Source organism: Bradyrhizobium jicamae (assembly GCF_001440395.1).
In the GTDB taxonomy this organism is placed as follows: domain Bacteria; phylum Pseudomonadota; class Alphaproteobacteria; order Rhizobiales; family Xanthobacteraceae; genus Bradyrhizobium; species Bradyrhizobium jicamae.
Genome location: NZ_LLXZ01000027.1, coordinates 127,575 through 147,066, shown reverse-complemented (window position 1 = coordinate 147,066; position 19,492 = coordinate 127,575). Strand labels below are relative to the sequence as shown.

21 protein-coding genes are annotated in these 19,492 nt (G+C 62.1%); 10 read left to right on the top strand and 11 right to left on the bottom strand.

Going from position 1 to position 19,492, the window contains the following annotated elements:
* Positions 1-106, bottom strand: a 106-nt coding sequence (locus CQ12_RS05355) for a twin-arginine translocation signal domain-containing protein (RefSeq protein WP_157088008.1), incomplete at its 3' end; no start/stop codon positions are given.
* 212 nt (positions 107-318) lie between these two features.
* On the bottom strand, positions 319-633 hold the full coding sequence (locus CQ12_RS05350; RefSeq protein ID WP_057834294.1) for an EthD domain-containing protein: 315 nt from the start codon (positions 631-633) through the stop codon (positions 319-321).
* 187 nt (positions 634-820) lie between these two features.
* Here CQ12_RS05350 and CQ12_RS05345 point away from each other — a divergent pair, with 187 nt between their 5' ends.
* Entirely contained in the window at positions 821-2,068 is a 1,248-nt protein-coding gene (locus CQ12_RS05345) for a glycerophosphodiester phosphodiesterase family protein (RefSeq protein ID WP_057834314.1), read from the top strand.
* 93 nt (positions 2,069-2,161) lie between these two features.
* Here the strand turns inward: CQ12_RS05345 and CQ12_RS05340 are convergent, their stop codons facing one another.
* The 6 genes from CQ12_RS05340 to CQ12_RS05315 all read right to left on the bottom strand — a co-directional run bounded on the left by CQ12_RS05340 (position 2,162) and on the right by CQ12_RS05315 (position 8,321).
* Positions 2,162-2,881 (bottom strand): DUF899 family protein, encoded by a 720-nt coding sequence (locus tag CQ12_RS05340; RefSeq protein WP_057834313.1) that lies wholly within the window; start codon positions 2,879-2,881, stop codon positions 2,162-2,164.
* Between the two features lie 123 nt (positions 2,882-3,004).
* Entirely contained in the window at positions 3,005-4,603 is a 1,599-nt protein-coding gene (locus CQ12_RS05335; protein WP_057834293.1) for an FAD-binding oxidoreductase, read from the bottom strand.
* Positions 4,604-4,648: 45 nt separating this feature from the next.
* The gene (locus CQ12_RS05330; protein WP_063799672.1) at positions 4,649-5,380 is read right to left on the bottom strand and encodes a protein-L-isoaspartate(D-aspartate) O-methyltransferase; all 732 of its coding nucleotides are present in this window, start codon (positions 5,378-5,380) and stop codon (positions 4,649-4,651) included.
* 108 nt (positions 5,381-5,488) lie between these two features.
* Positions 5,489-6,403: a hypothetical protein gene (locus CQ12_RS05325; RefSeq protein WP_245309739.1), complete on the bottom strand. Its 915-nt coding sequence runs from the start codon at positions 6,401-6,403 to the stop codon at positions 5,489-5,491.
* Positions 6,404-6,524: 121 nt separating this feature from the next.
* Complete coding sequence (gene ftsZ, locus CQ12_RS05320; protein ID WP_057834291.1) at positions 6,525-7,763, bottom strand: cell division protein FtsZ; 1,239 nt, start codon at positions 7,761-7,763, stop codon at positions 6,525-6,527.
* Between the two features lie 51 nt (positions 7,764-7,814).
* Entirely contained in the window at positions 7,815-8,321 is a 507-nt protein-coding gene (locus CQ12_RS05315) for a hypothetical protein (protein ID WP_057834290.1), read from the bottom strand.
* A 255-nt stretch (positions 8,322-8,576) separates the two neighbouring features.
* On the opposite strand from CQ12_RS05315, the gene CQ12_RS05310 reads away from it, so the two are divergent.
* The 3 genes from CQ12_RS05310 to CQ12_RS05300 all read left to right on the top strand — a co-directional run bounded on the left by CQ12_RS05310 (position 8,577) and on the right by CQ12_RS05300 (position 9,912).
* Positions 8,577-8,786 (top strand): hypothetical protein, encoded by a 210-nt coding sequence (locus CQ12_RS05310; protein WP_057834289.1) that lies wholly within the window; start codon positions 8,577-8,579, stop codon positions 8,784-8,786.
* A gap of 147 nt (positions 8,787-8,933) precedes the next feature.
* On the top strand, positions 8,934-9,284 hold the full coding sequence (locus CQ12_RS05305; RefSeq protein ID WP_057834288.1) for a cupin domain-containing protein: 351 nt from the start codon (positions 8,934-8,936) through the stop codon (positions 9,282-9,284).
* Positions 9,285-9,450: 166 nt separating this feature from the next.
* Positions 9,451-9,912, top strand: a complete 462-nt coding sequence (locus CQ12_RS05300; protein ID WP_057834311.1) for a VOC family protein — start codon at positions 9,451-9,453, stop codon at positions 9,910-9,912.
* Positions 9,913-10,031: 119 nt separating this feature from the next.
* Here CQ12_RS05300 and CQ12_RS05295 read toward each other — a convergent pair whose 3' ends face one another.
* Positions 10,032-11,564, bottom strand: coding sequence for an acyl-CoA carboxylase subunit beta (locus tag CQ12_RS05295; protein WP_057834287.1), 1,533 nt, complete (start codon positions 11,562-11,564; stop codon positions 10,032-10,034).
* Positions 11,565-11,702: 138 nt separating this feature from the next.
* On the opposite strand from CQ12_RS05295, the gene CQ12_RS05290 reads away from it, so the two are divergent.
* From CQ12_RS05290 to CQ12_RS05270, 5 genes are all read left to right on the top strand, one after another.
* Positions 11,703-12,110, top strand: a complete 408-nt coding sequence (locus CQ12_RS05290) for a DUF4260 domain-containing protein (RefSeq protein ID WP_057834310.1) — start codon at positions 11,703-11,705, stop codon at positions 12,108-12,110.
* Positions 12,111-12,402: 292 nt separating this feature from the next.
* A complete protein-coding gene (locus tag CQ12_RS05285; protein ID WP_057834286.1) occupies positions 12,403-13,545 on the top strand; it encodes a DUF937 domain-containing protein in 1,143 nt (380 codons plus the stop codon).
* Positions 13,546-13,690: 145 nt separating this feature from the next.
* Positions 13,691-14,650, top strand: a complete 960-nt coding sequence (locus tag CQ12_RS05280) for a TAXI family TRAP transporter solute-binding subunit (RefSeq protein ID WP_057834285.1) — start codon at positions 13,691-13,693, stop codon at positions 14,648-14,650.
* Positions 14,651-14,664: 14 nt separating this feature from the next.
* A complete protein-coding gene (locus CQ12_RS05275; protein ID WP_057834284.1) occupies positions 14,665-15,465 on the top strand; it encodes a bestrophin-like domain in 801 nt (266 codons plus the stop codon).
* A 17-nt stretch (positions 15,466-15,482) separates the two neighbouring features.
* Positions 15,483-16,163 carry an AIM24 family protein gene (locus CQ12_RS05270; RefSeq protein WP_057834283.1) on the top strand — a complete coding sequence of 227 codons (681 nt, stop codon included), beginning with the start codon at positions 15,483-15,485 and terminating at the stop codon, positions 16,161-16,163.
* A 122-nt stretch (positions 16,164-16,285) separates the two neighbouring features.
* Here the strand turns inward: CQ12_RS05270 and CQ12_RS05265 are convergent, their stop codons facing one another.
* Positions 16,286-16,942, bottom strand: a complete 657-nt coding sequence (locus CQ12_RS05265) for a DUF4919 domain-containing protein (protein ID WP_198164069.1) — start codon at positions 16,940-16,942, stop codon at positions 16,286-16,288.
* Positions 16,943-17,087: 145 nt separating this feature from the next.
* On the opposite strand from CQ12_RS05265, the gene CQ12_RS05260 reads away from it, so the two are divergent.
* Positions 17,088-18,089, top strand: coding sequence for a dienelactone hydrolase family protein (locus CQ12_RS05260; protein ID WP_057834281.1), 1,002 nt, complete (start codon positions 17,088-17,090; stop codon positions 18,087-18,089).
* A gap of 13 nt (positions 18,090-18,102) precedes the next feature.
* On the opposite strand, the gene CQ12_RS05255 is transcribed toward CQ12_RS05260, so the two are convergent.
* Positions 18,103-19,362 carry a serine hydrolase gene (locus tag CQ12_RS05255; RefSeq protein WP_057834280.1) on the bottom strand — a complete coding sequence of 420 codons (1,260 nt, stop codon included), beginning with the start codon at positions 19,360-19,362 and terminating at the stop codon, positions 18,103-18,105.
* Positions 19,363-19,492 lie beyond the last annotated feature (130 nt).

Below are 19,492 nucleotides of genomic sequence, written 5' to 3'. Positions count from 1 at the left end.
CGGCGAGCGGCGCCGGCATCAGCGGCGCGGCCTGCGCGCTCGCGGCGAGCGCGACGCCGCCCGCGGCAAATCCAAAGGCGAGTTTCAGAAAGTGGCGGCGCTCCATCACATCTCCTCCTCCGTATTGCTGTGTGCAAGAGAAGAGAGTTTCGATGCGCCGAGATGAACGCGCGGTGAATTGCGCATTCAGCTTCGTCGTAATCGGAGTCGATCCCAGTTTATTTTCGAGCGCTGTTGCGCGCGGCGGAACATTTGTCGTAGCTGCGGCATTTCCGCGTCGAGCACGGGTGCGACGTTCGCGGCAGACGCGTCACCGTCTCACGCCGACAGCTCTTCCGCCAGCACCAGCACTTCGCGCGTCCGCGTCACGTCGGGCCAATCGCGATTGAAATCGGCGACCAGCCGCTTCATCTCCGGCCCCTCGGTCGCGCGCTCGAGCGCGGCCTTATCAGGAAATTGATACATCGCATGGTGTAGCGCCGGCTCGGTCGCGCTCCAGTAGCGCCACGCCCTGACGGCGCCGAACGACTTCATCGCATCCGGCAGATGCTCGCGCGAATACCAGGCGTCGAACGCCTGACGCTTGGCGGGATCGGAGACGGTGGCGCGGACGACGAAAAAGGCTGCGGACATTTTGTTTCTCCCTCATATTGTTCTTGTAGGGTGGGCAGAGCGAAGCGTGCCCACCATCCATCGACAGACAGTTCAAGAAATGGTGGGCACGCTTCGCTTTGCCCACCCTACGCAACTCCTAACATGCAACTGTCATATGCTCCGTGATATCAAGGCTCCGCGCAACGCGTTATCCGAGGTGCCACCCATGCCTGCCCGCCATCGCTCCGCCCTGCTCTCAGCACTCTGGCTCCTGACCGCGGTCCTTCCCGCCGCGGCCGACGACATCATGCTGCCGCGCGAGCCGCAGATCGGGCCGCGGCCGTTCTATCTCGTCGACAAGATGAAGGATGGACCGCTGAAGCAACAACTCAGCCAGTGCACCGGCCCCTTCCGCAAGACCGATTTTTCCATCGGCCACCGCGGCGCGGCGCTGGAATTTCCTGAGCATACCCGCGAGTCCTACATCGCCGCCGCCCGGATGGGCGCCGGCATCATCGAATGCGATGTCACGTTTACAAAGGACCGCGAGCTCGTGTGCCGGCACTCGCAATGCGACCTGCACACCACCACCAACATCCTGACCGTGCCGGCATTGGCCGCCAAATGTACGCAAGCCTTCAGCCCGGCCGATCCCGCGGCCGGCAAGAAAGCCTCCGCCAAGTGCTGCACCAGCGACATCACGCTAGCCGAATTCCGGATGCTGAGCGCGAAGATGGACGGTTTTAACGCGGACGCGAAGACGCCGGAGGAATATCAGAACGGCACGCCGCGCTGGCGCACCGACCTCTACGCCAATTCCGGCACGCTGATGACGCATGACGAGAGCATCGCGCTGATCAAGAGCCTCGGCGCCAAATTCACACCGGAGCTGAAGGCACCGGAAGTGCCGATGCCGTTCGATGGCGACTACACCCAGGAGAAATATGCCAGCCAGATGCTGGACGCCTACAAGAAGGCCGGCATTCCGCCGAGCGACGTGTTCGCGCAAAGCTTCAACCTCGCCGACGTGCTCCATTGGGTGAAGACCGAGCCGGAGTTCGGAAAACAGGCGGTCTATCTCGAAGAGCGCTATGAGAAGCAGGGTCTCGATCCCGGCAAGCCCGAGACCTGGAAGCCCTCGATGGCGGAATTGAAGGCGCAAGGCGTCGCCATCCTCGGCCCGCCGATCTGGACCATGCTGACGCTGAACGACAACAAGGAAATCGTCCCATCAGAATACGCCAAGGCCGCCAAGGCGGCCGGTCTCGACCTGATCGGCTGGTCGCTGGAGCGCGACGGCCCGCTGCACAAGGGCGGCGGCTTCTATCACCGCTCGATCAAATCGGCGATCGACCGCGACGGCGACACGCTGACGGTGCTCGACGTATTGGCCAAGCAGGTCGGCATCCGCGGCATGTTCTCGGACTGGCCGGCGACGACGACGTTTTATGCGAGTTGCACGGGGATCAAGTAAGCTTCGCGAGGTGGGCTAGCCGAAGGCGTAACCCACCGAAGTCTTACCGCGCGGGTGGTTCGGTCGATGCTCTCTTTCCACCCCGTCTGAGGGTCAGTCGTAATTTACCTTGGGAAAAAAGTCTCCACGCCCTTCGGGTGTCATATCGAGGAGACCCCACAAGGGGTCGACCTGATCCCCGGCGCGGTGGTGCTGGTTGGGTTCGGTTGGGGCAAAGCTCATCTCCGAACCCCAGAAGTGACGGATTGCTCCGCCACTTTTCTTGAACACGTTGAATATCGTTTCGTCCCAGTTCTCGCCATCCGGGACGCGATGCTGGGCACGCAAGCCCTTGGGAAACCTTGAGGTGTCACCAAAATAATCCGCGTCGTAGCTGTTGCCCGCCGTTGATACCAGCGAGAGATGGTCCCAGCCGCGCTCGTGAACCCACGCGGTGAGACGAGCGATTGAGGATTTCGCGACGATGTGAAGTGCGGCTCGCTGGCCGATGTGCCTTGCCGCGCCATCGATCCCATCGAGCAGATGCGTGCAGCCGGGACATGGCAGCTCCCGCTCGGGTCCATACATGAAGCTATACAGTATGAGCGTGTCGTGCGGTCCGAACAGCTCGGACATTTTCACCTTCTCGGGCGTTGCGTTCTTGCCTATTCGCTCGAATACATAATCCTCCTTTACCTCGCCACCGAGCGGCAGGGCACGGCGCTTGGCTGCTACAGCTTCAATCTGGGCACGAAGTGCGATCTCGTCGTTCAGGAGCGCGTTTCTGGCAGCGCGATACTCGGCGGTTTCGTTCGGGTAGCGGAGATGCTCCATGGCTTCCTCCGGATCGAAGGTCGTGAACCCCACGAACAAACGCAGCCGTGAGTAGCGAGTTCCCTATTGCACGCGCTTGCCGCATAACCCTTGCCACCAACCCTGCCGGTGCGCCGATCAGCCTTACGGATCGATGAGTACCCCCGGGTTGAGCATGCCTTGCGGATCGAGTTCTCTTTTTGCTGCCCGAAGCGCGGCCGCGAAAAGCTCCGGTCGCTGACGATCATACCAAGGCCGATGATCACGGCCAACAGCGTGATGATGCGTGATGGTACCGCCCGCCTCAATCAGCGCATCGCTGGCCGCATTCTTGATCGCTCGCCACTGTTCCAGAAGGGCACCGTGGCGGCCGAGTGCGTGAAAGGAAAAATACGGTGCGGGCCCGTCCGGATAAACATGGGTGAAGCGGCACGTGACTTCGCCTTTTACGCCAGTCGCCTCAAGGATCGCTTGCTCCGTCGCCGCCTTCACCTTGTCGTGGAAGCTTTCGAACCGATCCCAGGTGATGGCGGTCTCAAAAGTGTCGTTGATGAGGCCGGCCGGCGTCAGAAACTCGCGCGCATAGGGCATACGAATAAATGCGTTGCGCCAGATTCCTGCCGCGCCTTCGAGATGTGCGTCGCCGGTCTTCGCGGCCTCTTGTGTCCCGCCATGGTCGGCGCAGCATTCTAGCGCGCGTGCCATCCAGGCATCCGGCGAATGGTCGCCGGATTCAAAGCCAAGCACCATGATCGCAACGCTCCCGTCGGCCGCGCCGGTGTTGAACGCCTCTTGCGCGTCAAGGATGCGGCAATTCGATGGGTAGAGACCGGCCTGTGCGATGGCGCGCAGCGCGCGGGCCGCACCGAAGAACGAGTCGAAACGAACCGATGCGCCGGCACGGAATTTCGGACGCGGCTGCAATCGCATCCAGGCGCGCGAAATCACGCCGAGCGTTCCTTCGGAGCCTATGAACAAGCGGTCGGGACTCGGTCCGGCGCCCGATCCCGGCAAGCGACGTGTTTCCACTATGCCGCGCGGCGTCACAACGCGCAGGCTTTCAACGAAATCATCTACGTGCGTGTAGAGACTGGCGAAGTGGCCGCCCGACCGCGTCGCAATCCAGCCGCCAAGGGTTGAGTACTCGAAACTCTGCGGAAAATGACGCAACGTGACGCCATGCGGCTTGAGCTGGTTCTCCAGAGATGGACCAAAGGCACCCCCATCGATCAGTGCGGCGCGCGATGTCTGATCCACCTCGACGACGTTGCCGAGATTGCGCAAGTCGAGTGTGACGGCCGCTTTGTAGCGGATACCGTCAACTCGCGGCTCGACACCGCCGCAGACGCTCGACCCGCCCCCGAACGGCGTAAGCGAGGCGCTGACACCACCGGCCCAGTCCGTCACGGCAGAAATCTCTGCTTCGCTCCGTGGATAGGCGACCACGTCGGGTGCGTTGCCGTATTCGCCGAGCATGGCTCGCACGTAGTCCGGATAGGATTTGCCGTAGGCGTGCGCGACGCGATCGTATCGTTCGCTCGTGCAAAAAGCGGCAAGTGAGGTCGGTGGCACCACGCGCGGCGCGCGCAATGCCAGGTCCTCGAGACGCGGGACGGGTCTTGTCTCAAATGCATCGCGCGTAAATTTTGCGCGATAACGGCCGAGCACAAAGGCCTGTTCCTCGACAGTCATGCCTTCGTCTTCGCGGCCCCAGCCGTAATGCTTTAGTCTTGCACCGCTCATGGCCTTCTCCCTGTCTTTTTTCTATCTGAGCCGCCGTACCGGCCCTTAGTTTTTTGAACGCGTGAAGGGCACAAAGCGCACGAGGGCAACGGCGCGCGCCGTCGTCTTGTCGGGAGCGGTTTTCTCGACGACCGTGAGTTGCTGAATCGAGTACGCGGCGCCCACGGGCATGACAAGCCGGCCACCCACCTTGAGCTGCTCGATCAGCGGCGGCGGCACCTCGCCGAGCGCGGCGGTCACGACGATGGCGTCGAAAGGACCGCATTCGGGCCAGCCGGCAAAGCCGTCGCCGAGGCGGACACTGACATTGTCATAGGCGAGGGCCCGGAGTGTTTTCGTGGCGACCTCCGCCAAGGGCGGGACGATCTCGATGGTGCAGACCTTCCGCGCCAGCTGCGCAAGGATGGCGGCCTGGTAGCCCGAACCCGTGCCGATTTCGAGCACGACATGATCGGGCGCGACCTCGGCCAATTCCGTCATCAAGGCCACGATATACGGCTGCGATATGGTCTGGCCGTGGCCGATCGAAACCGGCATGTCAGCATATGCGATGGAGCAGGACCGCCCCGGGATGAACAGATGGCGCTTGGTTTGCCGCATGGCCTCGAGGACTCTCTCCGAGAGGCCCTGCCGTCCCAGACCACGGGCGTCGGAACGGCCGTAGGCACGGACGGTTTCGACCATGTCCGCGCGCTCGCGCGCGCAGTCGGCGTCCTGCCCGGTCGCTTCCCGCGCAAAAGTGACCATGGAAAGCACGAGTGGCAACAGGATCTTCATGATCGTGCGCTCGGGCAGACCGACATGCGCTGCCCGACTTCCAGCCGCCGCTGTGCCTTTCAGCAGAAATCGGACACCGCCTGCGGCGGGCGGTGGCGCCGATGAAAACTACTGTTGTGCGGACGGCAACCGTACCGGCGGCCGCGCCTGCGCTCTCGCTTCCCTTGCCGGAGTCGTCGCCGCCACAGGCTTCGGCTTGCGCGCGGGGCTCACAACCGGCTGCGGCGCAGCAGCCGGCGCAGTCGACGTAGTAGCCGATGTCCTGGGCCGCAGGCTTTGCTCGGAGACGTTGGCGATCGTGCGCGCCATTTCCTCCTGGTTCGCCTTGAGTTGCTCGGCGGTCTTGGCGCTTTCACGGGCCAACTCTGCCTGGCTGGCCTTGAGCTGTTCGATCTCCTGCTGCACGCTTGCGAGATCGCGCGCCATCGTCTGCAGTAACTGTGCCTGCTCGCCAGCGATCGGGGCGGCTGCCGCATCTTGCGCTGCAGCTTGCGGTGTGGCCTGGGCCGGAGCCGGCAATTGCGAAGCCGATGCATCCGCCGCAGCCAGCTTAAAGCCGGGCGGGCTCTGCTGGTCGGCAGGAGCAGGCGTTTCCGGCGGCGAAACCGCGGCCAGTTGCGGCGCCCAGCGGGAGACCATCGGCCTGACCGTCTCGCCATAGGACTGCCAGGCGAAAGCAGCCGAACAGATGCCCACTGTCAGCAACAGGCCGATCAAGCCGCGTAGCGCAGGCCTGCCGCGCGATGGCCGACGAATCTTTTTCGCCTTCTCCAGCCTGGAAATCTGCTCATTGAAGCGCGCAAGCTCTTCATCCGCGCGGGCAATCTGTTGATAGGCATGCGCGAGCCGTTCATCGGCGCGCGCGACCAGGTCATTCTCTTGCGGGGATAGTGCCGGATTGACGTTTGGATCGGTCTGCGTGGTGCTCGCGGGGGAATCCATGGGGCGCCTCCTGCCAGTTTTGCCGTCAACTGAACGGGCGATCGTCGGATTGTAGACACTCCCTACCGCTGTTTTGACCAAAGCATGGCTGGAGGATGGAAAGTCTGGGGCGATTTGGGCAACCGCCTTCAGGCATCGAGAATGCCCTGAAGGAGGATCTTTCCAAATCGCGGCGCATCGATCCTTTGGTTGCTACGACGGCTCAATTCGCCTTGCGGCCCAGGAAGGCCGGAATGTCCATAACCTTTTCCTCGATCGGGTTGTGCACGGGAGCCGCGCGGCCGTATGGATCGAGGCGCTGCGGCGCTGCAGCATGCCGGGCGTGTTCAGCGGCCACCGGACGTGCTTCGCGGCGGAGCGGCGGGGGGCTGGCGAATTGCGGCGGCTGCGGGCCGCGCTGATCGGCGATGCGGCGCCGGTCGTTGGAAAGCCTGCCGGCGAGATCCGTGAGCAGGTTTTCCGCTACCTGGGTCTGGCCCGTCGCCTCGACATTGTCGATGCCTGTCGCCACGACCGAGACGCGGACAATGCCTTCGAGGCTGGCATCGAAGGTGGCGCCGACGATGATGTTGGCGTCCTGATCGGCCTCGTCGCGGATGCGGGTCGCGGCTTCGTCGACCTCGAACAGCGTGAGATCCCGGCCGCCGGTGATGGAGACGATGAGGCCGCTGGCGCGCTTGATCGAGGGGTTCTCGATCAGCGGGTTGGAAATCGCAGCCACCGCCGCGTTGAGCACGCGCTTGGGGCCGGCGGCTTCGCCCCTGCCCATCATCGCCTTGCCCTTCTCGCGCATGACCGACAGCACGTCGGCGAAATCGAGATTGATCAGGCCTTCCTTGACGATGAGGTCGCTGATGCAGGCGACGCCCGAATACAGCACCTGGTCGGCCATCGCAAAGGCGTCCGCAAAGGTGGTCTTCTCGTTGGCGACCCGGAACAGGTTCTGGTTCGGAATGATCAGGAGGGTGTCGACCGCCTTCAAGAGTTCCGCGATGCCGGCCTCGGCGTAGCGCAGGCGGCGCGCGCCTTCGAACTGGAACGGCTTGGTGACGACGCCGATGGTGAGGATGCCGAGTTCCCGCGCGATCCTGGCGATGACGGGCGCGGCGCCCGTGCCGGTGCCGCCGCCCATGCCGGCGGTGATGAACACCATGTGCGCACCGGTGAGATGATCGCGGATCTCGTCGGTGGTTTCTTCCGCCGCGGCACGCCCAACTTCGGGCTGCGCGCCGGCGCCGAGGCCTCCGGTCACCTGCGTGCCCATCTGGATGACGCGCCTGGCCTTCGAACTGGTGAGCGCCTGGGCGTCCGTATTGGCAACGATGAATTCGACGCCCTCGAGACCGGCGTCGATCATGTTGTTGACGGCATTGCCGCCGGCTCCGCCGACCCCGAACACGATAATGCGCGCCCTCAGCTCGCGAATGTCGGTGCCAGTCATTGTTGCCCCACGGTTGCTCCGCCAAGCCGCGGAATGAGAGAAAAGCGATTGCTACCCACGAGACGCCCTGCGGTCTGCTTCCACCAGGCTCGCCGCCACGTGTCCTACCCGACGCGCAGAATGTCCGTGATTCTCGTCCGAGCTGCCAGTTCGGACAGCAGCCCGCAGTGCCGCCACCTCGCCCTCCAGCCGCGCCGTCGCCTCCCTGGCGGCTGTGGTCTCGGCAGTCGCTTGCAAGACCTCCGCGATCAGGCGGTCGGCGCGTTCGCGTTCGTGCTCGAAATCCGCGCGATTGCCGGCCGCCCGGGCCTCGAGTTGCACGATCTCCGCCTGCAGCGTCACGATCATTGCCCTCAACTGAACGGCCTCGCCCGCGCGGTGACCACCCGGTGGGTGTGGCGTATGCCTGACTTCAGCGAGATCGACGCTCACCAGCGCCTTCCCATCCTCGGAAAGCGAGCGCGGCAAATGAAGCCGGCGGGCAAGTGAACGGGCGGCCGCTGCCGAGATGTTCAGGCGGGCGCCAAGGGCTGCGTAGGTCAGAAACTCGACGGACATCGGCTGTTCTCCTCGAACGAACCGCGCTGGAATCGTCTGATGATGGCCGGATAGTGCCCGTGAGGCTAAGGGCAATATGGTTAACGGATGGTTAACCGGCCGGCCGCACCGTAACGATTTAGCCACCCCGCGGCCGCCCTGCCCGACCGCGCCCGGCAGGCCGAGGCCCACCCGGATCGGGAACCCTGTTGCAAGCTGGCGCGGGATCGACAGGTCGCGGTATAATTCGGCCATCGCGGCTGAGGCGCGATAGAGATGGACGACGAAGAACTCGCTGACCTGCACAAATTCCTGGCCGAATACCACCGCCGGCTCGCCAGGGAAGCCGTGCTCGATGTCGTGCAACAATATCACGCCGACCTTGCCCAGCGGCTGGCCGACGAGGCCGCGCTGATCCCGCGACGGACCGCGATCGCGCAGCGGCTACGCGAGGGCGAGCAGCAGAAGCGGAACGAGATGGAGTGAACGTCAGTATTGTAGGGTGGGTTAGCCGAAGGCGTAACCCACCGAAGTCTCGATGCGCGGATGGTTCGGCCGGTGGGTTACGGCTTCGCCTAACCCACCCTACGAACTGCACCACGCGATGGGGCGGATGATCCGAGGGAGGCCGTCGTGAACCAGCCGCAGCCAGTCAAGGACGCCAGTCCTCTCTACGAAGTCGAGCGCCGCGCCGAGCACGCCACGCGCCCCGGCTTTCGCATTGTGGAGTTGCAACTCTCCGCAACCCAGAAGGTGCCATGGCACACCCACAGCAATATCTCCGATACTTTCTACGTGCTGGAAGGCCAGATGCGGCTGTTCCTGCAGGATCCCAAAGAGGAAGTGAATTTGAGGCCCGGCGAAGTCTATGCCGTCAGGCCGACGCGACCGCATCTGGTGACCAACGCCGGCACGACGTCGCTCACCTTCCTGGTTCTGCAAGGGGTCGGCGAATACGATTTTGTTCCGCTTCTGAAGAGCTAGTTTCGCCGGACGGGGAACCTGGCAGCGGTACACATTGACGCGACCAGCGTGCACGGACCGCAGCCGCCACACTATGTTCAAACACCGGGTTGAAAATCGCGGGCAAACCAACAAGCGGGCTGGGCCGTCCTGTATGGATCAAATCCATCAACCCAAGGAGTCAGCCATGGCAACCAAGGTAAAGCCGGTTCCCGAAGGATTTCATACCGTCACGCCTTATCTCGTCGTCGATGGGGCGGACAAGGTCATCAGTTTCATGAAAGAGGCCTTCGGCGCCCAGCCGGTATTCGAGCCGATGATGCGGCCTGACGGCAAGGTCATGCATGCGGAGTACAAGATCGGAAATTCCATCGTGATGATTTCCGACTCCTCCGAGCGCGCGCAAGCGACAACCACCATGCTGTATCTCTATGTGCCCAACGTCGATGCCGTCTATCAGAAGGCGCTCGAGGCCGGCGCGACGTCGGTGATGGAGCCCACGGATCAATTTTACGGCGACCGCAGCGGCGGCGTGAAGGACGCGGCCGGCAACCAATGGCACATCGGCACCCATATCGAGGACGTTTCACCGGCTGACCTCAAGAAGCGCGCGGCCGAGGTCATGAAGCAGCAGCACAAGGCGGCGTAGGCGATCGCAAGCTTCGTGGATTAGCTTCGTAGGGTGGGCAAAGCGAAAGCGTGCCCACCCTCCATCCTTGATCGCGGCCAATGGTGGGCACGCTTCGCTTTGCCCACCCTACGCACCTGTCACAACGGCAAGTTATCGTGCTTCTTCGCCGGCATCTCGACCTTCTTGTCTTTCAGCATCGCCAGCGCGCGGGCGATCCTTCGCCGCGTCGAATGCGGCATGATCACGTCGTCGATGTAGCCGCGCTCGGCCGCAATGAACGGTGACAGGAAGCGGTCTTCGTATTCCTTGGTGCGCTTGGCGATCGCGTCGGGATCGTTCATGTCGGCGCGGAAGATGATCTCGACGGCGCCCTTGGCCCCCATCACGGCGATCTGGGCAGTCGGCCAGGCGTAGTTCATGTCGGCGCCGATTTCCTTTGACGCCATGACGTCGAAGGCGCCGCCATAAGCCTTGCGGGTGATGACGGTGACGAGCGGCACCGTGCATTGCGAATAGGCGAACAGCAGTTTCGCGCCGTGCTTGATCAGGCCGCCATACTCCTGGGCCGTGCCCGGCAGGAAGCCCGGCACGTCGACAAACGTCACGATCGGGATGTTGAAGGCGTCGCAGAAGCGGACGAAGCGCGCGGCCTTCCTTGAAGCATCGGAGTCGAGCACGCCGGCCAGCACCATCGGCTGGTTGGCGACGAAGCCGACGGTGCGGCCGGCGATGCGGCCGAAGCCGGTGACGATGTTCCGGGCAAAGGTCTCCGACAGTTCGAAGAAGTCGCCCTCGTCCACGACCTTCTGGATCAGTTCCTTCATGTCGTAGGGCTTGTTCGGATTGTCAGGAATAAGCGTGTCCAGCGACATGTCGACGCGCTCGATGTCGTCGAAGCTCGGCCACTCCGGCACGCCGTCGGTGTTGTTGGACGGCAGGAAGTCGATCAGCCGGCGCATCTGCAACAGCGTCTCGACGTCGTTTTCGAACGCGCCATCCGCAATCGAGGAGCGCGTGGCGTGCACCGAGGCGCCGCCGAGCTCTTCGGCCGTGACCACCTCGTTGGTGACGGTCTTCACCACGTCGGGGCCGGTGACGAACATGTAGCTGGTGTTTTTCACCATGAAGATGAAGTCGGTCATCGCGGGCGAATAGACGTCGCCGCCGGCGCAGGGGCCCATGATGACGGAGATCTGCGGGATCACGCCCGAGGCGATGACGTTGCGGCGGAACACGTAGGAATAGCCCGCGAGCGCCGCGACGCCCTCCTGGATGCGCGCGCCGCCGGCGTCATAGAGGCCGATGATCGGCGCCCTCGCCTTCATGGCCATGTCCTGAAGCTTCGTGATCTTCAGCGCGTGGGTTTCCGACAGCGAGCCGCCGAACACGGTAAAATCCTTGGCGAAGACGAAGGTCTTGCGGCCGTTCACCGTACCCCAGCCGGTGACGACGCCGTCGCCCGGAATCTTGTTCTTCTCCATGCCGAATTCGATGGAGCGGTGCTCGACGAACATGTCGAATTCCTCGAACGAGCCCTTGTCGAGCAGCAGTTCGATGCGCTCCCGCGCCGTCAATTTTCCGCGGGCGTGCTGCGCCTCGATGCGCTTTTCGCCGCCGCCGAGCTTGGCGCCGGCGCGCCGTTCTTCGAGGGTGTCCAGGATATCCTTCATGCTGCTTCCGCCCGCCTTTTTGGGTAACGATTTGAAGGCCTTCTAACACGGCCTTTTCGGAAGCGGAAACACCCGATCCGGCATCTGGTACCGCCGCCTTGCAGCCCCTATATGCCGGTCCAGACCATGGGGACCGGAATGACCGATATCGCTGGCGCCGACACTTCGGGCGCCGTCACAGGGGGCGTGCGCGCAGTGCTCCGGCTGGAAGGATTAGCGTTATTTATCGGAATGACGCTGCTTTATTACATCTGGGACGGCGACTGGTGGATTTACGCCATCCTGTTCTTCATGCCCGACCTCAGCTTTGCCGCCTATCTGAGCGGACCCCGGTTCGGCGCCATGATCTACAACGCCGCTCACAGCTACCTGGCGCCGATGGCGATCATGACGACCGGCTTTGCCACCGCCTCCCCGCTCATCCTCTCGATCGCGATGATCTGGCTGGCCCATATCGGCTTCGACCGCGCGCTGGGCTATGGGCTGAAATACGAGACCGGTTTCTCGTTCACCCATCTGGGCCGGATCGGGAAGCAGTCGAATTAGGGCGTGAGCCACAACATCCTGCTTTCGCGCATGGTCCTACTCTGGGTACCTCTACAGGCCGCGATTCAATTCGTCGTGTGTTCATGACGGACTAGGTTCCATTGATCTAGATCAAGAGTTAGCCGACTCCCTTGGGAGCCATATACCCCTCCGACGGCGCGGCAGCGACGCGTGTCTCTCTGGTCGCGACCCTGGGTCCACTCCAGCACATTCTGATTGGCGGAGGAACGACCGGATATCAAACCGCAGTCCCAGAACGCACGCACCTCACAACCAAAATGGAGAGAATGCCATGGCCGCGAATCTCGTCTCCGTTGTGATGCAATTCCTGACTCCCGACATGATCGCAAAGATCGCTTCTGCCTTGGGCATTGACCGCAGCCTCGTGCAAAAGGCAATTGGAGGCGCCGTTCCCGCATTGCTTGCGAGTCTGGCGGACGTTGCTGTCACCCCCAACGGGGCACGCCAGCTCAACAACACGCTGGCGCAGCAGCCGGCTGGAGCGGTCGAGAATTTCAAGAACCTGATCGCCGGCTCAAACCAGAACGCGCTCGCGGAAAGCGGATCGGGCATGCTGTCCGGTCTGTTCGGCGGAACCGCGCTGGATACGATGGCACAGTCGGTTGGCAAGTTCGCGGGACTCGACGGAGCAACCAGCAAGTCGCTGCTCGGCATGCTCGGCCCTGTGATCCTCGGCACCCTGGGTCAACAACAGCGCAGCGCGGGCCTGGATGCGAACGGGCTGGCGGCGCTTCTCGGCTCGCAAAAGGATCAGTTCGCCGCAGCGATTCCGTCCGGCCTGGCCGATCAGCTTAGCGCTGCCGGCCTTATCGACCGAGCGACAGGAACAATGCGTAGCGGTGCTGCGGCAGCTTCGGCCGCCGGTAGCCGAATTGCCAGCGCTTCGGAGCAGACGGCCAGCAGGGCAGCTTACGCCACAACAAGTGCAGCATCGTCGCAGTGGCCCTATTGGCTAGCCGCCGTGGCCATATTGGGCGGTCTCGCCTGGTATGCCTTCGGGTCACGGACTGAAACGGTTGCCGAGTTGCCGCGTCCGGCCACTACACAGCCTGCGACCGGAACCGTGGGTTTGGCCCCGCCGGATCTGACGATTGGAGGAGTGAATTTGGCGAACCAGGTCAACTCGTCCGTCGGCACGTTGAGATCCGTGCTGCCAACGATCACGGACACCGCTTCCGCTCAAGCGGCCATCCCCAAGCTTCGGGAAGCGACAACGCAATTGAACGAAGTCAGCAGCCTCGCGACGAAGCTCACCCCCGAAGGAAGAACTGCTCTTGCCAAGTTGATTGCGGCAGCAACCCCGACCATCAACCAGATGTGTGACAAGGTGCTGGCGACCCCCGGGGTTGGAGATATTGCGAAACCGGCAATCGATGAGCTTCGCGTAAAACTCGATACGCTCTCGCGCGCTTGATCTCTGGATGCCGTTTTGCGCGGTCTGCGCGCGGCAGACTGCGCAGCCGGTTCTTGATGCCGAATGTGGAGCCAGTCCCTGGTAGAGCCATCGCGCGATCGTGGAAGCCTGGTGATCGCTTTCCGGAAACCGCCACGGATTTTAAATGCGGACCATTTTTGTGCTGTTTGCAGTTCTCGTGCTGGCGCAGCCGCTGCGCGCCGAAAACCTGCGATTATTCTCGGTAGGATCTGGTGATCTGGATGGAGGCTATTTCGCTGCAGCACGCTCGATGTGCGAAGTCATCAATCGAGCCGAACGGAGGCAACTTCGTTGCTCACCGGAAGCCACACCGGGCTCGCTCTACAATCTAGTTGCGCTTGACAAGGGGCAACTTGACTTCGCCATCGTCCAGTCTGACTGGCAAAAGCATGCCTTCAAGGGAACCTCGGTATTCGCGTCTCGCGGGCCGATGACGCAGCTACGAAGCGTCATGTCCCTTTACCCCGAGCCGTTTAGCCTTCTTGCGCGACGGAAGTCCGGTATCGAGAGCTTCCGCGATCTCATCGGCAAACGCGTGGATATCGGTCAGCCGTCGTCAGGAAGACAGGCGACGATGCGAGCGGTGATGAAAAGTTTCGGAGTTCAGATTTCCGATTTCCAGTTTGTTGCCGAGCTCCCAAGCAGCGATGCGATCGTCGAACTATGCGCCGGCCACATTGACGCCACTGCGCTCATCGTGGGCCTTCCCAACGCCGCAATCACCCGCGCGCTCGATGAATGCGATGCAGTGCTCCTGTCGCTTGGCGGCCCCGAGATCGAACGTTTGATTTCTGGAAACGACGAATACACCGTCATCTCGTTACCAGTGCAAGCGAATGCCGCGGCGCCCGGCAAGGTAGTCACCTTTGCCGTCCGGGCCACCGTCCTGACGGTTGCTTCCACCGACGACGAAATTGTTGATGCCTTCGTTCGCAACACGCTCGCGAACCTCTCCACATTGCGACAGAAAGTTCCGGTTCTGGCGGCGATCGAGTCCGGAACTATGCAAACAACAGGCCTTTCTGCCCCGCTGCATCCCGCGGCCGCTCGCGCATTCGACAAGCTTCTTGCTGGAAAGCCGTGAATCCGGAGAGGGCAATGCCCGATTTCGTGTACGATATTCCGCTCAACGAGCTTGCGGTGTATTTCGCACTCATCGCGGTGGGCAGCATCATATTCGGGCTGCTGATCATCAAGCCGATACTGCGCATATTGATGGGTGCTGGACCTGATCTAAACAACGCGATCGGCTACGGAACTTCGGCTTTCAGCCTCTTCTACGGACTATTACTGGGGCTACTGACCGTCGCTGCGTATCAGAACAGCGAACGCGTCAAGGAAGCGATACTGGGCGAGGCAACCGCCATTAGCTCATTCTATTCCGATATGAGCATGTATCCTGAGCCGATCCGATCCGAACTGAAAGCGATGTTGAGAGACTACGTGTTGTTCACACTCCACAAGGAGTGGGCGGCGCATCGCAAGGGACAAATTCTCGACGGAGGAATAAATCGCGCCAACTCATTGCGTCAGCAGCTTGCGGTGTTCGAGCCGGAAACAGAGTCACAGAAGATCATCCACGCCGAAGTTATCAGCAATTTTCAAAATTTTAACCGAGCGCGGCAGCAGCGCTTGATGGGCGTAGTCACCGCGATCCCGAATGTATTGTGGTATGCGGTTCTCATCGGCGCGGCAATCAACATCCTGTTATTGGTCGCGCTGCGGATGCCGCTGCGGCAGCAGTTTGTGCTCGGGACCATAACGGCTGTTTTCCTGGGCGTGATCCTGTTTGTCATCGTGGCTCTCGATAGACCATTGCGAAGCGTATCGGGACTTGATCCCAATCCCATCAAACTGCTCTGGGATCGGCAGATGGTTTGGGACGAGCCGCTGGGTTGAACTCGGAGTGCCGACTCATGGCAATTTTTTCGATCCGCGAAGTTGAAGGGATGAGGCAGATTCAGATCGACATTGCCAATGAGACGGTGCGGGCGCGGCGTGGCGCTCTCTCAAACATGCGGGGCAACATACAGTTGACTCCACACCTGCCGTCCCCGCGCGACCTCATTCGCGGGGTCTTCACCGGTGAGGGCCGCATCAGGCCTTACTATAAAGGTACAGGTTCGATCCTTCTGCAACCATCGCTCGGCGGCTATCACGTCCTCACCGTGGGAAAGAACGAACGATGGATTCTCGAGCCCAGGGTCTATTGGGCATCTGAAGGAAACGTAGACCTCGGGCTCCTTCGCGAGCGGATCGGCCCAAGCCTTTGGGCCGGCGACGGCGTATTGGTCTGGAAAACAACGGTGTCAAACCAGGGTCAGGTCGCCATCAATGCGCCAGGGCCGGTTGAAATGGTTGAGATCAAGAAGGGCGATTTGTCGGTGCAGGGCCGGTTGGTGCTCGGGCGTACTGACGGTCTCGAATTCCATTCGCGCCGCTCCTCGCCCTTTCCACTGGATCTACTTTCGGGACAGCGGCGCCTGCGCGTCTATAGTGGAAGCGGGAAGGCGCTCGTCTGCTGGACTCCTTATTGGAACCAGCACATGTATCAGAAAGTGACCGGTGAGACGATCGAAGGTTCACTCTTCGAATGAATCGCTAAGCCAGTAGTCTGCGGAGATGGTGAGAATCAAAGCGACGATTTCGTTTCAATTCGAGTGTGCCGCGCCAGATCGAAGCGATCGAGGTCCGCATTAAGGCCGCGTAGCGTGATCGCCTACTGTATCTTCTGGGGCGACTGGTTCTGAAACGTGCGCGCCATTTGCGCCTGGAGGCGGTCGACGTTGAAATAGAGCGTTGCGATTTCGTCTGAATCCCGCTTCTTTACCTCCATCCGGTCGAAGGCAGATCCTCCGTGATTGATCAGCGCCTGCCTGACCAGCGTCAGCGACAAGGCCGCCATCACGCTGTACTCCTCGTCGATGCCGATGACGACAAAGGCGGTTTCCGGGCTCTTTCCGTCACCCGATCCGAGCACGGATCTGACCAGCCCGATGAACACCGCATGCGCCCGCCGCGCCTCCTCCTCGTTCCCCGCCTTCTTCAGGCAGCTGGCTGTCACCATGTGGGCGTCGATCTGGACGAAGTTGACCTCAAGCACCTCCTTCGCGTGCGCGATCGCTGCCGGGCAATCGCCGGCGACGTAGGCCTTCTTGATCTGGCCGATCAGGGCGCGGGCGGCGCCGTAAGGCTCGTATTTTGGGCTGGCGGCATAAGCCATGCGAAACGCGGTATAGTCGATGTCGAGCTTGCCGGCCTTCACCTGCGCCACGTAGTCGTCATAGGACGGCTCGGCAGCACGAGCGTTTCCCGACAGCAGGGTCAATCCGACCAGGAGCAAAGTGACGCCTGGCAGCCTTGAAATGATTGCCATATGTCCTCCCGAACCGCATCGCATCTTCCCCGGTTTCCGGGGCTCCCGCAAGGCAGGACGCATCGAGCGACTCACGCGGCAAATTGACAGTTCGCCGCCCGCTTGATCTAGTTCTGCAGATAACAAAAAAGCACTTGGGGGATTCATGCTGACTGATTGGCGCGTCGCCGTTGCGGCTGCGATTCTTTGCACCACTACGCTATTCACCTGCATCGAAACATCGGCGCAATCGATGCCGAAGGATGTCGCCGCGCGCACCGAAATCTACGCCATCCCGTCGCTGACGATTTCTGACCAGCAGTTCCTGAACGGCGATGCCAATGGCAAGCAGGTCACGGTGGCCGGCGAATTCCGTATCGCGCAAGGCACCGGAAAGCTTCCCGTCGTCGTGCTGATGCACGGGTCAAGCGGCGTCGGCGCCGGCATGGACCCGTGGGTACGTCACTTCAATGCGATGGGGATTTCCACCTTCGTGATCGACGGGTTCAGCGGCCGCGGGCTCACTGCGGTCGGCCCCAACCAGGCCCTGCTCGGCCGGCTCAATTTCATCGTCGACATCTACCGTTCGCTCGAAATCCTCGCCAAGCATCCGCGCGTCGATCCTGACAAAATCGTGCTGATGGGATTTTCGCGCGGCGGACAGGCGGCGCTCTACGCCAGCCTCGATCGCTTCCACAAGCTCTGGAACAAGTCCGGCGCGCAGTTCGCGGCCTATATTCCGTTCTATCCGGATTGCTCGACGACCTACGCCACCGACACCGAGGTCGCGGCGCGTCCGATCCGGATCTTTCACGGCACGCCTGACGACTACAACCCCGTCGCCACCTGCAAGGCCTATCTCGGCCGCCTGCAGGAGGCGAAGCGTGACGCTGTGCTGACGGAATATCCGGATTCCGCACACGGCTTCGATGCCGGCCTGCTCGGCCTCAGCACGGTCGTCGTCTCAGTCAATGCGCAGTCCGCCCGCAATTGCCGCCTTAGGGAAGGCGAAGGCGGCGTGCTCATGAACGACGAGACCAAAGAGCCCTTCACCTACAAGGATGCCTGCATCGCGCTCAATCCGCATGTCGGCGGCAACCCGGCGACGGCGAAGGAAGCGCAGAAGGCGGTGAGCGATTTCCTGCACGCGTTGCTGAAGCTGGGCTAAGCAGGCGACGCCATCACGGTATGCGCTTGGCCACCCTGTCCCTGCCGTTCTGATGCAGGACCAGCGACGGGGCTGCGCCGCCTTCCGGCCGCGCGAAGGTGATCTGGGCATTGACCACGCGACTGAAAAAGTCGGTCTCGCTCTCGGCGAAGACCTGGAGTTCGTCCTGGCCTGTCCCCCGCACGAACAGGCGCGCGCCATCGGCCCGCACCGTCAGCGCGAAGGTCGGCGTGAGCTCGTAACGTCCGGTATAGGCGGCCAGCACGGCCGGATCGACCGGTACCTCGCGGTAAAGTTTCGGCATCGGGTATGCCGCGTTGACGAGATGCGTCGCAAGCGCGGTGTTGGGGTCATAGTCGGCCGCATTGGAGAGCAGGATAAAGTTGCGCCGGGTTTTGGTCGAGTAGCCGATGAAGGTCGCATAGCCGCCGGTGCCGCCGCTCTTCCAGACCACCTCATCGCCGAACCGGTTCGCCACGAACCAGCCCAGCGCCACATAGCGCTCGCTCGCCCGTGGACGCCGCTCGGACAGCGTCAGCTTCAGCGCGGCGGCGAGCGGCCCGTCGGCCGGGTCCATGCACATCTGCAAGAATTTCGTCAGGTCGTTCGCCGTCGAGCGCAACGCGCCGGCGCCAGCAAGGACCGAAAAATCCCAGTTCGCGACCGGTGCCAGCGCGGCGTTGTGGCCGCGCGCCAGGCGTTGCTGCATCGAATCCGACAGCGTGATACGCGTGTCGTCCATGCCGAGCGGTGCGCAAATGCGCGAGACGACCAGATCCTCGTAGCTCTTGCCGGCGCGCCGCTCGAGAATGTGGCCGAGCAGGCCGAAGCCGAGATTGGCGTATTCGTAATGCGTGCCGGGCTTGAAGCCGAGCTTGTGGTTCGAGAGATAGTCGTAGAGCCGCTCGGCCCTGTAATCGATGTAGGGATTGCTCCAATCCTTCGGCGCGAAATTCGATGGCATCCGCGGCAGGCCCGACGTGTAGGTCGCAAGGTCCATCAGCGTGATCGGCGCGCCCTCGAAATCGGGCATTTTCACGCTGTCAGGCAGGAATTTCGCTGCAGGGTCATCCGGCGCGAGTTCGCCGCGCAGGACCATGTCGGCAAACAAGAGCGCGGTGAAAACCTTGGTGATCGAGCCGATCTCGAACACCGTGTCGCCGTCGAGCGGGCGATTATTCTCGGAGCCGGATTGCCCGTGGGCGAAAATGCTGCGCCGGTCGCCGTCCAAAACCGCTGCGACAAGCCCGAGGCTTTCGCGCCCGATATCCACCCGATCCCTCAGGACTGCAGAAATGCTCTCTTCGGGAGATGGCTGAGCCCGAGCAGGGGCGGACCCAAGGGAAAGCGCGACCCCTCCCAACAAAACCGAGCGGCGAGACAGCATATAAAGCCCCATTGCG